Origin of the sequence: Pseudomonas sp. BT76 TE3572 (assembly GCF_050435365.1) — a bacterium.
GTDB classification, from domain to species: domain Bacteria; phylum Pseudomonadota; class Gammaproteobacteria; order Pseudomonadales; family Pseudomonadaceae; genus Aquipseudomonas; species Aquipseudomonas fluorescens_W.
This window is the reverse complement of record NZ_JBNDKE010000001.1, coordinates 5,970,474-5,985,158: the sequence shown is the minus strand read 5'-3', so window position 1 is coordinate 5,985,158 and position 14,685 is coordinate 5,970,474. Positions and strand designations below refer to the sequence as shown.

Below are 14,685 nucleotides of genomic sequence, written 5' to 3'. Positions count from 1 at the left end.
TTCTCACTCGTCTACCGAAACAGAAGACGCGTGGAAATGCCGAACTGCTGCCGCACGAACTCATAGGATTAATAGCCCAATTCTTGTTTGGTCTTTATATTTTGGAGCAGCCGAATGAATCGAGAGATTCACTCCCGGTTGCGTAAGAGCCTGAGAGTGAGGCGCACTTGGGCTACCCGACCAAATTCATGGAACCCAATCAGCGGGTGCCCCCACCGAAGTGAATGTTCTCGTGTCGAATTTTACGTTTGAGAACTCGCTGACTACTGAGAAACCAATCGATGAAAGTTGAGCCACAAAAGAAAGTTTCGGATTTTGCATTAGATGAAGACAACTGGGTAATCGGCAATGATGACTCTGACATTGTGGCGATGCCGCTGCTGGCACACGCTGCCGCTGAACATCATGGAGCACTAACCGGCCTCAAGATATTGTATATTAACCACGCCATAAGCGATGCTCTCATGGTAGCTCGAGCCCTACGGGGTGCTGGCGCTGAACTGGTCAACGTACTTGTGCCGTATCGGGGAATTGAAGACCGGAGCCATCACGCCCTGAGTCAAGCATTTAGCGCGTTGGGACCTACCTACGCACCAGCTCCTCAACACCCAAGTCTCTTCAGTGCAGTAATGGCCGAAACAGTCGCTGCAGCAATCGTGCATATCGCTGATTCAGCCTCCGCCAATGGGCAGCAGTGGATGATTGTAGAGGACGGTGGATACGCATTTCCCGCGCTACATGACAATCCCGAATTAACGATCCACATGAATAGCTGCCTGGGTGCTGTTGAGCACACGACGAGAGGCAGGTGGAACTATGAATACCTTGAAACTGATGCAGCACCCAAAACACCTAGGACGTTACGTCGGCCCGCGGTAACAATTTCAGGATCTCGGTTAAAAACTACCCACGAGGCTGGATATGTTGCCCAAGCGCTCGTAGATGAATGCCATTGGTTATTGCGTCGAGATCATCAATTCCTGCGTCACCGGAAGGTTATGATCATTGGCTATGGCAGAGTTGGCCGTGCCTTGGCTCAGGCGTTGCAGCGAGCCGATGCCAGCATCACAATTCATGACAACGCGTTGGTCGATACAGACGCTGACTTGATGTGCAGTGATCCGATTTCGGCGGTGGAAGATGGGGCGTTCCTGGTGTTCGGTGCAACAGGCACTTCCTCTTTCGGCTACTCCGCCTTAGAGGCCTTCATCATGCGAAGTCCGAGTCCGATACTCTATCTCGCAAGCGCATCTTCCAAAGCCATAGAATTTGCTGACGTCGTTTCAATACTTGACCAAGCAGCCGTTGATAACAATGCTGCGATCGCACTAGCAGGTCCCGGCAGTACCGTTCTCTCGCATCTGGACCCGGAAGTTGGCTTGCGTTACACGATTACAGTGAGTACGCCGTCCGGCTCTCGAACGAGGACGTTGGTGCTGCTTGGCAAGGGGTATCCAGTAATCTTTTATCCTGCACACACGCACGGCGCTCCGAATCGAGCGATGGATCCAGTAATGACGCAGCTCTTTTTGGCCGCCGTCGGATTACCAGCGGCATGCCTACGCCTGACCGCTGCTGTACACGATATTAATGACCTTATAGCAATGCCGAATCTGGGTCTACCTGCCTCCTGGAAAACGCTGGTAGACGAAGAGTCCCTTTTAATCCGTTGGTGTGAGGAAAATAACATCGATTGGTCCGAATATAGACGAGAGATTGGATTTGACTCTAACTGCAACTGATCTTGCATCCACCTCATAGCCCTTGGCTGCGGGCTCGAACGAGAATATCAACGGTTCGATCCACCAGTTCCTGTCCAAGGGCACGGTCTTGTCGGCACATAGCCAAGAGAAGCTGGATGAATTGCTGATTTACTGAACATCCGCCCATGTAAACGGTTCGACTGGGAATGCCCGATTGAAGTAATTACGCAGGTGGTGGGTTTGCAATATGAAGCCCCTGCTTCAATTCAAAAGCCGTATTGCACTCAGCTCCTGCAAACCACCCCTATCAATTTTATCCCCACTATTCGGTGAATCGCGGCTCAGCTTCCGACAAACAGCTGGACTACAGCCCCCCGGTTTTGTTTGACAATGCTGACCCGGAATTAGCAATTTCGAGAAGCAGACTTGCCGTTCAATCGACCTGCATCTGCATTGAAAAGGTGAATGTCCGGGCGGACCAGATCGCACCTGTCCTAGGGGGTTACCAGTAGCCCTTCTCGGCTAGTGTCAACCTTAGTATGTGACTTGCTCACCCAAATGCCCTATTTACCACGGGACGCTGCGAATCAAAGCACCTCGTTTATGGGCAGTTCTGCAATAGCAAAGGAGGTGGTAGCGCACGGTGTTTTTTGACTTGTAATCCAGATAAATACGTCCTGATTTTTTATGGACGCCGCTACGCCATTATCACTGGTTTTAGGGGGGCTTCTATGCCTAATTCTGCGAAGCGGCTCCGTAAGACCGACAGTCGACGCCATGCACTGATTTGCTCCAACTCGGGCGCAAACCGAGTATCGATGCGGTACGCATCAAACTCGGCAATACCGGTTCGAAGACCACCATTGCCCGCTACTTCAAGGGGCTGCAGCAGACAGCGCCCAGTGTGTCGCTCAGCCCACAAGAACGTCTCCGCGCCCAGCTGCTGGCGTTGGTGAACCAAGTTGGTCGACGAGTTGGCCCAGGAGGCCGAAAAGGCACTGGTGAGCGCGAACAATTTGACCAAGAGTACCCCGTGTTGCGCACAGCGCTGTCGCGCCAGAGCAACTAGCTGGAACCGCGAAAGATTCAAGTCAGTGAATTAAGTGACAAACTCTCACAGGCACAAATACAAAAGGAGTCGCATCGCGCGCAATTGTCGAGCGAGCAGCAGTTGATGGCGACGCGGCCGGCCAAAGTACAGGAGCTACACACGCAACTGGCCAAAAAGCAGAGCCAGATGCAAACCCTGTACGAGACCAGCGTCCATGCCCGTGAATCTCTGCTGCATTTTCGCGACGCAAGCAACGAGCAAAACGCCCCCCTACTGCGCCAAGAGGAACAGCATGCTCAGCAGGTCGAGCAGCAGCTTAGCGCAGTGCTCTACCAGTCTTCACTGGGGGAATGCTGGTAAATTCTGGTGCGATCGGAAGGCTCGGTAGCTGCATCTCATACCTGGCGCGTTGCTTATGCTGTGCGTAGAGTTTTAGGCTTGAGTAAACAATTACTGTCTTTGCGGCTGTTTTATGCGTTTAGTGGAAAGATTCCTTTCCCTAACAGCGTGCACCTCGCCATACCCTCATCAGGCTGAACCGCCCCACTCAAGGGCCTGAAGGACACGGCGAACTTGTTTGGCCCCTATCTCAGTTTCGCAGAGCATGATCGGTGCCGTCCCTCCGAGCGCTTTATTCGGTGTCGACATCCAATGCGCGGCGGACACTCGTGTCTCAAATATTGCCTCGGCCACGTGACTGAGCGTGGCAATTCGGTCCAACCGCTCGGAGGCGACAGGATCCAGGTTTTTTTGTACTCGCCGCCGTCTTTCCAGCGTCGACATTGAGGCATTGAGGAGCGTTTCCAGCTGGCGATCATGCAGGTCGAAGGCCAAACGAAGAACCTGGATGAGGTCAGCGGGATACCCTACCCTGATTTGCTGCAGCCGCTCCGCATCCGTCAGCGACGCTCGATCGGAACTGAATCGCCAAAAGGCCGCGATGCCCTCCTCTCGGGACACCGCTTGCTTTCTCCGCAGAAGTGGTGTCGCAGGTGAAGTGCTCATCAACACGCCCTCCCAATGATTCCCATCCAATGGAATATGAGCTAACGCCTGTCTAACCGGAAGCGCCATTGAGCGCCAGTGGAACTCCATAACGCCCTAGGTCGATAAGGCGAGGGAGCCCTTTCCCCTCTACGTATCCATGGCTCAGGATCAATGGCTTTGGGCCGAGGATGAGTGGCCACTACGGTCAATCGATACTCGCGCTCAGGAAAGGCTCGGTCAGTCGGTCGACCCTTCGCTCTTCGAGCTGCCCGGCCCGCAGGATCTCGTTGGCATGGGGATAGTGCCGTAACAGCTGGCGGGCCTGACGTCGCATGGACGCTGAAAGCGCGGAATCTTCTGCAAGCTCGGCCAGAAAATCTCGCGTCTGGATGAGTGCGCGAGTGCGCTCGTTGGGCATGGTCATGGTGTCCTCCTCGCACGAATCGTGCACGGTCCAGCCGCTCTAAGCTTGCGTCCGACGCAATTTTCTGCCTGGTAAATCGCCTACAGCCTACAGCCTACACCCAAACCAAGACGCCACCTTGAGTCTATCGCCGGGATCGGCGCGGGCTTTTCGTGGATACCCCCCTCTCCGCCTCGGCGTACCGCCAATCGAGCCTCTGAGTACCAAAAAAGCCGTGAGGTTTGAGAATCTTGGTTTCTCAAACCTCAGGATTGGCCTGCTTTTTCGATCACTGGTGGCGCTGTACAGGTGTAATAACATGGCCTGTAGCGCGGTACGAAATCGTCGCTCGCGCAGTCATTTCGACTCGGGCGTGCTCTCGCTCCGCCAGTGACCAAAAGCCTCGCCAGCATCGACATAGCGCAACGCACTGTGCACATCGCGCCAGCCAACATATTCCATCAAGGCTTTAGGGCTCCATTGATTGCGCGTGGCCCAGGTAGCGAAACCTCGCCTCAGCGAATGGCCGCTGTAGCGCTCTCCCGCGACCCCACTGCGGGTCAACGCCCGACGCAGCACCCGCGCTACGCTGTAGGGGTGCAAGGCGGTCGGGGCGAGATGGCCCCAGCGGTCGATACTGCAAAACACCGGCCCCGCCTGCAGTTGACTGAGCGCCAGCCACTCTTCATAGGCCTGGACCGGACACAGCCGTTTTAACGCCGGCACACTGACGGTGCGGCCTTGATGTTCACGGTCGGATTTGCTGCTGGAGAGAAACAGGCTCAGCCCTTCGCCCGGCACCAACTGGTTGGTTTCAATCCGCAGGCGACACAGATCGTCACTGCGAAAAGCCCGCCAAAAGCCCAGCAACAACAACGCCCGATCGCGACAGGCACGCAAACGCACCGTCGGATTCGGCGAGTTCTCCTCCAGCAGCAGGGCTGTTACACACTGCTCCAGCTCGCGCAGTTGCAAGGGCTCGGCTTGGCGCACCGGCCGCGGGTGCAAGGCCTGAATGCCTCGCAATACATCACGCACCTGCGGGGCTTTGGTCGGGTCGATAAAGCCATGGTTCAAATGCCAGCGCGCCAAGGCTGCCAGATTACTGCGCAAGGTATTGATGGACAGCTCAGCATGCTCAGCCAGGTAGCGCACGATGCTGTCACTGGAGGCTGGGAGAAAACCGCCCCAGCCGGACTCGTAATGCGCCAATGCCTGCTGGTAGCGCCGCGTCGTACTTTCGCGGCGCGCCGCTTGCAGGTAACGCTCTGCGACCGTGGTCATACATCTGTCCTCCTCCCTACCTCAGCCGTTTCCAGGCCTGCAGTGAACGGTGCCCATCACCCCTGGAGTACAGGCAAGTCATGCGGTATGCGCCATACTTCATCACTACCGGGAATCCTACAGGAGCTCCTGACATGGCCCGTGGTGGCATCAACAAAGCCTTGGTACACGCCGCGCGTGATGCCCTGTTGGCGCGTGGACTACATCCCAGCATTGACCTGGTCCGCGTCGAACTGGGCAACACCGGGTCGAAAAGCACTATCCAACGTTATCTCAAGGAACTTAACGATAGCGCCAGCGCCGCCACGTCGCCGCCGGTGAATGAGGAAGTCCTGTCATTGGTTAACAGTCTAGCCGAGCGCCTGATTCAACAAGCGCAGACGTCAGTGGCTGAAGAGCGGGAGGCCGTCGGTCGCCAGCAGGCCGGTTACGCGCAAGAACGCGCGCAGCTGCGCGAACGTCTAGAACAATCACTGACCACTATCACCCAGCTGACCCACGAACGGGTGGAGCAACGACAATGCGAACGACAATTACGCGAGCAATTACAAGACAGTGAGGGTGAACACCAACGGTTGCGACAGCTCGTAGCCGGTCAGCAACAGCTACTCGAAGAACGGGCCCACCGGGTAGAGTCGCTAGAGAAAAAACATCAAAACGCTCGGGAGGGACTCGAACACTATCGACAAGAGCACCGGGCTCTGCGCGAACAGGAACTGCGTCGACATGACGAGCAAGTCCAGCAGTTACGCCAGGAACTGCGCACCTTGCAAAATGCGCAATTGGCCAAACAGGAAGAGTTAGTCACGGTGTACCGTGAGCAGGAACGGCTGCTCAATGAATACCGAGCGCAGCAGGCGAAATTGCGTCAACAAATCCAGGCCTTAGAAGATTGTCAGCGCGCCAAAGACATAGTGAATGGGCAGCTACAACAGCTGATCACCGAGCATGCCGTATTACGTGGGCGCGTTAGACCGTATTTGCTGCAGCACCGAGAGGATCGTCGGCAGTTGCGTGAACAAGCGCGTCAGATCGAAACGCTGCAGACGCTGCTACGGGACTTAACGCCCACTGCCTAGCCCTATTGCTCAATTCACATGATGGTACTTAGCGGTCTCGGTATTTTACCTGGTGCCGACTTGAAGTCGACCTTTAGGAGGCTTGTGCAGTGATGAAAGTTTAGATGTTGCGACGGCCTGAAAGGACTTCCAATTGGAGCGCCTGTGAACTGGCCTAATAATTCGGATACTTGTTAATGCCGATAGGGTTTCGCCAATTTGGAGGTTTGTCTCGTCCTGAATTAGGTTTACACCTGTTTCACCCCAACGCCCGGTGCATGACATCGGGTGTTTTGTATTTAAAAGACTGATGCGGGTGCTGCAAGCTGTGGATCGACCTCGAATCACCCACCATCTTTTTCGCCTACGTCTATTTTGTGATCGCTAGCGCAGAAGCTCTATCTGCAATATCCCGCTGACCGCGCTGGAGGCATATTGGAAGTCATAGTCCCTCATCGTTCACCTGGTGGTGCTAAGGATTCGCCGCCGATTGGCGCTGTCGACGGACTTTCTGGTACAGACAGCGCAGAGTATAAGAATCAAAAATTGTTTCCTGCTGCCGATCAAACACCGCCAGCTGGTTGAATACCGCCGACAATTGCTCTTTGCGCAATCGGTCACACACCTCACAGAACTGGCACCATTCGGCTTCATCGTGAAACAACGGCGTACCCATGCCCCACGTCCGCAACACCGACCAATACTGAGTCATGCCTGTCAACGCTTGCTCGGTGTCGTACCAGCGTAGTCTCCTGCCACCGAGCAGGCCCTGCAACCGCTCCCGAAGCAATTCGCTCAACTGATGGCCCCAGCTCTGCCAAGGAGGTCCAAACAACAGGCGCGGCAATTCGCACCTTAGGGCCTCAGCCAGCATGCTCTGCAATAGCGGATACAGAGGTGGCGTTACCCTCAACCAAAGGAGCAACCACGCCACTCGCGCCGCCGAGGTGGTGCACGGTAGCCCAGTTAATTGATAGGCCTTGAACGCCGGCACCTCCGTTGCCGGAAGCGTCCCTCTGATTCTCTCTCGGGTGATGCGGGTGTAGCCCAACGCCTGCCATATCGGGTGATCAATCAAGTCTTTCAAAGCGGTGCTTTGCTTGGCTATCAACCGTAACCGGCTGTTGGAATAGGCGTTCCCTTGGAGCATCTTCAGCCAGCGCCGAGTTCGTTCACTCCCCCGCAAATTTTCGGTGGCTGTTTCAGTCCAGCGCGCCACAACCTCGGCCTTGGCCTCAGCATCCGCCTCTGCCGCCACCCCCAAGTGCATGACGATGGCCTCGACCGCCATGCCCATGCGCAGATTTTGCCATTTGAAGTGAACGGAGTGGGCCATGACTCGCTTCTCAAACACGTCATACGATGACCAGTTTACGTCGCCTACGCCGGCACGGTTGGTGGTCAGACCAGCGGGGTTGGAATCAGTAATTTTTTAAATGCACAAACTTTCCACGGTTAGACAGGAACACCTCGTAACCTTTTGATGCATTAACTATATAACTAGAAAATTGGACAGTATCTGCCCCCTTCCCTGCCCCTTTTTATACTTCTGAAAATTCGTAACTATGCCCAGCTAAACCCCACACACAGGCGTACGGTGTTGACAAAAGGTTGCTCGTAAACCTTTTGCGGGATTCACCCAAGGTGAAGGATTTCTCCATTCACCTTGGCTGATGTCACCGAGCTCACACGCCAAGGTGACGATAAAGAGGAGTCAGTACCATGGCTTGGCGATTCATCAACTCTCCGCAGTCGCCGCTCACTGGTTTCAATGCGTGCGAGGTGCTGAAGATCGCCATGCCCATTGCGCTCAACTCCCACTTAACTGTCACTGGACAGCGAGCTTAACTATCTCGCAGTGGCATCGTCGTCACAGTCCAGGCCCATCTTGATCGAGGTAAAGCCAAATGAACTCCATCCACCGGTCACTCGCACAAAATCTTTATATGGTTGCGGGGCGCGTCTATCGGCCAGATGCTGTCACCGAGGGCACATTTCTACTGCGGGATATGCTGGATAACCACCGGCTATCCATCAAACTAGCGGACGTACAGGCCATGATCGAGCACCACGATCTGGTGCCCCTCAAAGTCTCTAACCGGCAATGCGCCCGTCAGGTCGTCGGTGTTGAGGTTGTGGTCGACGCGTGCACGCATAGGGACCAGAGCACTCGTCAACTAAGCCCTGACGCACTTCCGGCCGGCACGCGCCACCCGGTGTTGATAGTCCTGCACAGCCACATCACCCGCACGTCGCCCCCGCATAAGCGTGCGCACGAACCGCGAGAATATCCCCCTTTGGGGGTACTGGAAGCTATTAGCCTGCTGAGTTTCATTCATCAGGTACAACGCGGCCACAATCCAATCAGCAGTCGTTGCTCGGGTAACGCCGGGGCCTCATCGCTCACTGCGCCCACGACCACTCATGGTATCCGCGCAAAGGGCAACTCACGAAAAAAGGTAGGGAGGGCAGCGGCGACAAGCGAGGAACTCGACCGACCTCTCTATCCGGAAAAACGCCCTCCAGCCCTCCATAAGTCATTTCTTTGATAACAAACAGTTAATCAAACCAGCTCCTGGTGTTAGCTCTGTTGGTATCACGAAGCTTCCCCTGCATGAGGGTTATCTCATGGGTACTAACCAGCCACCTCCTAAACCGTTGCAAACCTCCTACTACGGCAAGCACTTAATTTTCTTTCCATCCCGAAAAAATCAGCGATTGATCGCCTGCCATAGCGCTCTGGAAGCGGACTACTGCGTTAATTTGGAGTACGACACGTTGGTCGTCAGCTACGAGTCCCAGCCGGGACCATTTGATGTTGACATCGCCGGCCGCCCGCAGCCATACACCCCAGATTTTCGGATCGAAACGACAGAAGAAGTGTACTTCACCGAGGTCAAAATCGATTTCAGCCAAGCGTCCGAGCGTGCCCGATCAAAGCTGGAAGCGGCCCGTCACTACTTCGCTCGTGAGGGCAGCTCACTGGCGTATGCCGACCTGCAGAGCATTCGACCGGGACCTCGACTGGGCAACTTGAAGTTCCTGTACTTGCACTCCTTCAACCTCGGTGCTGATGAATACGGAGCCTGTCTGCGACTGTTATCGGAGCTGCGTTACCCCATCAGTATGAGAGAGCTATTCAACCATGCTGCCGAGGTTCGAGAACGTGCGATCTATAAGGCGCTCTTTGAGCGCAGGCTCGAATGTGATCTCAGCCATCGCCTCACACTCGACACCTCGATTGTGGAGGCGCGACATGAACATCACCGAACCTAAAGTCGGTGCCCAGTACTCCCTTGACCACCTAGTCTATGAAATCGTCTCGATCAATGACGGCCAAATTTCCTTGTGCTCGCTAGTTCACCAGTACCGGCGATTTATCGATGTGGCGTCTTTTGCCAGAATGGAACAACGAGGAAAGTTGCGGATGCATCAGCAAGCCGCAAGCGATCTCAGCGCCGCTGCACAGCTGGCAGCGCTGCCCCCCGATCAGCAAAAACGATTTAGATATCGACTGGCTTACGTCGAGGCCTGGTTGCATCAGATGGAAGGACGTTTTACCAAAGTCGAGGCCAAAAAGTTAATCGCCGAGGTGGCAAAAAAAATCGGTGATTCTCGGCCGCCAAGCCCCAGTACGCTGTGGAATTGGAAAAATCGTTTTCTGGCAAGCAATCAGAGCCCGTTTTCGCTGCTAAAACACCGCCCTGCACCACGTCGAAAACAATTGCCGTTGTCTATCGAAGATTTAATCAGACATTACATCCATACCGTGTACCTGACACTGGAGCGCCCCACACTCCGTCACGCGCACAAACTGCTTGTCGGCCATATCGCAGCAGAAAATCGAGAACGTCACCACTGTGGCGCGCCTCACCTGATGACACCGTCTTACGCTACTTTTATCCGACGGGTTCACAGTCTGGACAGATACCGCGTGGTTCGTGAGCGCTATGGGTTGAAAGCGGCACAACGCGCAACCCAATCCAGCGGTCACCTTTTCATCGATGAAGACCCCTATGCATGCACGCTATTTGATAGCAAGCACATGGACGTGATGCTCATCAACCAAGATGGCGAAGTGGTCGGCCGACCTATTTTGTCGGCTCATTTGAATCCCGCCTCCCGCGAGCTCGCGGGATGGGACATCTCCATGGGCGCACCCTGTGCGGAGAAAATGTTAAGCGCCACGATAAGGGCCATTGTGCGGTATGGAAAAATGGCGACGATTTACTCCGACCACGGTAAGGAGATCTTCAATACCTGGTCGCTCGACTCGTTCAGCATTCTGGGTATCTCCACCGACTATGTGCCAGTTGGCGACCCGAACGCGAAAGCATTTATTGAGCGTTTTTTCAGGACTGTTGACACCGGCTTTTGCCACCACTTACCGGGTACGACGAAAGGCTCAATCAAAGATCGAGGTGATTACCCTTCTGCGAAAAAGGCCTGCTTGACTCTCGAGAATCTGCGGAGTGCCTTTGCTGATTGGGTCGAGATTTATCACAACACTTGGCAAGACGAGTTAGAGACAAGTCCGCTAAAGAAGGGAGAAGCACTTCGATTAGACGCCCTCCCGCCTGAGCGATTTACCGAGGCGGAACTTAAACAACTTTGCTTGAGCCATTGGTACCTAAGTGTTGATCGTGGAAGAGTCGCCAAGGGCAAATTGATTTGGTGGGGCTCAGGCCTTGCCGAAGTCGGTCTAAAACTAAAAGCGAAACAGAAAGCCATTGTCTACTTTAACCCTTGCGACTTGGGGACGGTTTGGGTTGCCCACCCTGACACTCCAGATGACTGGCACCCAGCGATCGGTACGAATGAGGATTATCAAAAGGGCTTGTCCTTATCGAATCACAATGAAGTTCGCAGATCTTTCATCACCGAACGCCGGACGTTCGACCATACCGAAGCTTGTATCAGGCTGTACGCGCTGCATCAAAAAATCGAAACTTACAAGGCGAAGACCAAGAACAAAACCAAGAAGACTTCCTCCTCACATGATTCAACATCGAAAAGCTCGTCGCTCAGTACTAAGCTTCCACATCCAGCAATCGACGACTCTACATTTGAGACCTATAACATGAAGAGAGGCAACCACAATGAACAAATCAAATGAGCAAAAGCTTATACAATTTAAGACATTCACGGTCGCCCACCCTGAATACTGCGAGGCGCTGGATACTATTCATCGATCCATAGAGGCAACCCGCCTTAGAGGCGAACCAAGTTGTGTGATTTTACTTGGAGACCCAGGCACCGGAAAGACGAGGATTTGCGATGAGATAGAAGCTGAATTTGGCCCACCCAAAAAAAGACGCATGGCTGACGGCATACATATAATTCACCCAGTCGTATATTGTCGCGTCCCGAATAACGCGACTATCAAAACACTGGTCACCCGCCTTTTAAACTGTTTTGAGACTTACACAAAATACCAATCTGTTGATGCATTAGAATACCGACTCTTTAACATCCTACGCACATGCCAAACCAACTTTATTATGCTCGATGAATGGCAACATTTACTCAGAGGGGGTAGCCATCGGACTCTTCAAGTTGCGGCTGACTGGGTAAAGGTGCTGACTGATATTTTTCAAGGCGAGGTAATGCTCGTTGGCCCAGCTGCGGTTGAACACGCGATTGACCTCCATCAAGCCCTCGCTGATCGCTTCCCTTACCGCGCAAGATTGTCCCCCTTCTCTCTCGCAACACCGGAAAGCTACAGTCTCTACCTAAAGCTCATCCGCGCCTTTGCCGTGGAGATCAACACTTCGATGGGGTTTAAGGAGACACCACCACTCTCAGAGGAAAAAATGGTACTCGCCTTATACGCGGCCACCGGTGGCAACATGCGTGCTCTGCGCATCCTCCTGCATGAATCTCTAACCAACGCCTTGCAACGCAGTGATGGAACCTTGCAGGTAAACGATTTTTCAATGGCAGTAAGTCATGTAAGACTCGCCACCCGATTAACTTGGAAAGATCCATTTGGGTGCACGCCTGGCGAACTACAGAAAATAATTACTACGAACACGAGAAAAAAATGAATAAGCTCATCTTTTTTCCGACCCGCTATCCACAAGAAAGCAGCCTTTCTCTCTTGATTCGCTGCGCGACCGCCAACGGGTATCAGGATTTAAAAAACTTCAGCCTGGCCTGGAATCTGAGATTAAATAGTATCACCGGCAGTCAGTGGAAGGGGTCACATGCATACAAATTGCTTACGAGGGACAACTCGCTGTCGCCTTCTGAGCGGGCATCGATTGAAGAGGCTTTTTATCGAAGGTTACGCCCCGCCAACAGAAGCCTAGTTGATATTTCCGGTGTGTTATTCCCTGCCACAATGCTGCGCACTCAACTCAATCTGTGTCCAGCATGCATACGCAATGGATATCTAGATTCAATGCACACTTTACGCTTTTCGAATGTGTGCCCGTCGCACGGCGAGCAGTACATTAATGCATGCCCGCACTGCGATCAAGCCTTGGATTGGCTGCGATTGAGAGACTTTCACTGCCCCTGTGGCTTTGATCTTCGAAAAGCCCCATCAGTGGCTTGCGACACAACCGCGAGTAGATTAATAAAAAACGCTATACTGGATAAAGATGAAACGTTTTTTACACTACTGCTATCCTCAATGTCTGCGATTCGTCATTTTCACACCCCTTCCAGTCAATTGCAATTAATGGAGGTGTGCGTAAATATTGCAAGTGGAAACAAATCAACTTATTTTCGCGAAATGCAGAAACTCCAGCGCTTTTTTCCCAGCCTCCATCGACGTGCCTTGCTTGCACCATTCATTCTAAGTGCCAACCAAACTCTAAGCAGTTACGCGATTGAGTATTTCTTCAACACACACCAAACAAAGCCTACTAATCATCAACGAGACTGCTGCTGCGGCGAACTACAATTTACAAACCCAGAGCTGATATTCATATTTAAAACATTTAATCAAGTCACTCAACTCAAGGCTGAAAAACTCTGCATAAGAGCAGGCTTTTTACTCAAACCAACCGCAAACAAAAAACTCTTATTCCAGTGTCCCGACTTATGCATGACACTAACAGAAGAAAGCTACGGTGATTGGGAACCGAGGAATAGAACAGCAACCCCAGAAGCTGATTTCAAACTAATTAATTGTCCGCAAGCTGCAAAAATACTACGAACCACCGCAGCAAATATTAAACATTTAATTAACGCTGGCATAATAAAAGGTTTCAAACTTCACTACCCAGGAGGCCCAAGAACTTCACTACTATCGATCAAAGCGTTTAACGACAAATATATCCTTCGATCTGAAATCGCAAAGCAGACTGGATTGAGTGACGCGAAACTCAGAGAAATCCTAAAAAAAACCACCCCCCTCATTATCCATGGCTTTCCCTACGCGCGAAACATTCCAATCTACAGACGAACCCAACTCCCGAGCGAATTAACAACAGCTTTGAATACCAAAAATAACTTCCCAACAAGAACAATAACAGACGGAAAGTCACTATTAACATTTTCACAGGCCGCAGAGCAACTCAAGCTAGACCTAAAAGATATCAGCCAACTAATTAAAATTGGTATACTTCAAACAGTTTTCGTCCCCAATCAAACTGAGGAAAAAGGGCGCGACTACTGCACAGGCGAAAGTGTCACGCAGGCGAAGGTGTGGCGCAAAGGATACCTAACAGTACAAGAAGCTGCATTATCCTGCCACAGCAACGGTCATATGCTCCACTCTCATTTCCTTTCTACAGGTTTTATTAAGCCACTGGCACTTAAAAAAACGTTTTTAATAAATCTTGAGGACGTGACCAAAATTGCTCACCACCTTAAGACCTATACATGTCCATCCTGGCTAGTTAAAGAATACAATTATCCCCTCATGAAAATCGTGCGGCTAATAGAGTCAGGGGGAATACAACCTCTAACACCTGGAGACTCCAACTTCATTGTAGGAAGAATTACCATTCCTCGTTTAGAAGCCAAAAACATAATAACATTGCACATCTCAAAAAAATACGATACCAATCCACAGAATGAAAAACCTGATTAGCCGAAAAATATTTTTAGTCTTCCTTCTTTATACCCTCTCGATCCACCCGGAAGCTTCATCACTGTCGCCTAAATGTGATCGCCTTTATTCGTCGCATTACACCTAAGCGTCAATCCACTCAATCCACTCAATCCACTCAATCCACTCAATCCACT

Annotated in this window: 12 protein-coding genes and 1 pseudogene; 9 read left to right on the top strand and 4 right to left on the bottom strand. The window is 52.4% G+C overall.

What is annotated here, in order from left to right:
- Nucleotides 1–281 precede the first annotated feature (281 nt).
- The 4 genes and pseudogenes from ABH912_RS27325 (at nt 282) to ABH912_RS27310 (ending at nt 3,114) form a co-directional block, all read left to right on the top strand.
- Nucleotides 282–1,742 carry an NAD(P)-dependent oxidoreductase gene (locus ABH912_RS27325; RefSeq protein WP_033060897.1) on the top strand — a complete coding sequence of 487 codons (1,461 nt, stop codon included), beginning with the start codon at nt 282–284 and terminating at the stop codon, nt 1,740–1,742.
- A gap of 11 nt (nt 1,743–1,753) precedes the next feature.
- Nucleotides 1,754–1,973, top strand: a pseudogene (locus tag ABH912_RS27320) (IS30 family transposase); the annotation flags it as partial.
- A gap of 517 nt (nt 1,974–2,490) precedes the next feature.
- Nucleotides 2,491–2,772, top strand: coding sequence for a DNA-binding protein (locus ABH912_RS27315; RefSeq protein WP_033060899.1), 282 nt, complete (start codon nt 2,491–2,493; stop codon nt 2,770–2,772).
- 105 nt (nt 2,773–2,877) lie between these two features.
- Nucleotides 2,878–3,114: a hypothetical protein gene (locus ABH912_RS27310; protein WP_156363955.1), complete on the top strand. Its 237-nt coding sequence runs from the start codon at nt 2,878–2,880 to the stop codon at nt 3,112–3,114.
- 168 nt (nt 3,115–3,282) lie between these two features.
- Here ABH912_RS27310 and parS read toward each other — a convergent pair whose 3' ends face one another.
- The 3 genes from parS to ABH912_RS27295 form a co-directional block, all read right to left on the bottom strand.
- Nucleotides 3,283–3,759, bottom strand: coding sequence for a type II RES/Xre toxin-antitoxin system antitoxin (gene parS / locus ABH912_RS27305; RefSeq protein ID WP_033060982.1), 477 nt, complete (start codon nt 3,757–3,759; stop codon nt 3,283–3,285).
- Between the two features lie 187 nt (nt 3,760–3,946).
- A complete protein-coding gene (locus ABH912_RS27300) occupies nt 3,947–4,165 on the bottom strand; it encodes a BPSL0761 family protein (protein ID WP_033060903.1) in 219 nt (72 codons plus the stop codon).
- Nucleotides 4,166–4,501: 336 nt separating this feature from the next.
- Entirely contained in the window at nt 4,502–5,428 is a 927-nt protein-coding gene (locus ABH912_RS27295; RefSeq protein WP_033060904.1) for a site-specific integrase, read from the bottom strand.
- Nucleotides 5,429–5,562: 134 nt separating this feature from the next.
- Here ABH912_RS27295 and ABH912_RS27290 point away from each other — a divergent pair, with 134 nt between their 5' ends.
- A complete protein-coding gene (locus ABH912_RS27290; protein WP_033060906.1) occupies nt 5,563–6,507 on the top strand; it encodes a DNA-binding protein in 945 nt (314 codons plus the stop codon).
- A 451-nt stretch (nt 6,508–6,958) separates the two neighbouring features.
- Here the strand turns inward: ABH912_RS27290 and ABH912_RS27285 are convergent, their stop codons facing one another.
- Nucleotides 6,959–7,822 (bottom strand): hypothetical protein, encoded by an 864-nt coding sequence (locus tag ABH912_RS27285; protein WP_033060908.1) that lies wholly within the window; start codon nt 7,820–7,822, stop codon nt 6,959–6,961.
- Between the two features lie 1,292 nt (nt 7,823–9,114).
- Here ABH912_RS27285 and ABH912_RS27280 point away from each other — a divergent pair.
- Genes ABH912_RS27280 through ABH912_RS27265 form a run of 4 tightly spaced genes read left to right on the top strand, consistent with a single transcriptional unit; the run spans nt 9,115 to nt 14,530 of the window.
- Nucleotides 9,115–9,762 carry a TnsA endonuclease N-terminal domain-containing protein gene (locus ABH912_RS27280; RefSeq protein WP_050482867.1) on the top strand — a complete coding sequence of 216 codons (648 nt, stop codon included), beginning with the start codon at nt 9,115–9,117 and terminating at the stop codon, nt 9,760–9,762.
- A complete protein-coding gene (locus ABH912_RS27275) occupies nt 9,743–11,602 on the top strand; it encodes a DDE-type integrase/transposase/recombinase (RefSeq protein ID WP_033060912.1) in 1,860 nt (619 codons plus the stop codon). Before ABH912_RS27280 ends, ABH912_RS27275 begins: the two co-directional genes overlap by 20 nt.
- Nucleotides 11,586–12,533, top strand: a complete 948-nt coding sequence (locus tag ABH912_RS27270) for a TniB family NTP-binding protein (protein WP_033060914.1) — start codon at nt 11,586–11,588, stop codon at nt 12,531–12,533. Before ABH912_RS27275 ends, ABH912_RS27270 begins: the two co-directional genes overlap by 17 nt.
- On the top strand, nt 12,530–14,530 hold the full coding sequence (locus ABH912_RS27265) for a hypothetical protein (protein ID WP_156363956.1): 2,001 nt from the start codon (nt 12,530–12,532) through the stop codon (nt 14,528–14,530). Before ABH912_RS27270 ends, ABH912_RS27265 begins: the two co-directional genes overlap by 4 nt.
- Nucleotides 14,531–14,685: the final 155 nt, after the last annotated feature.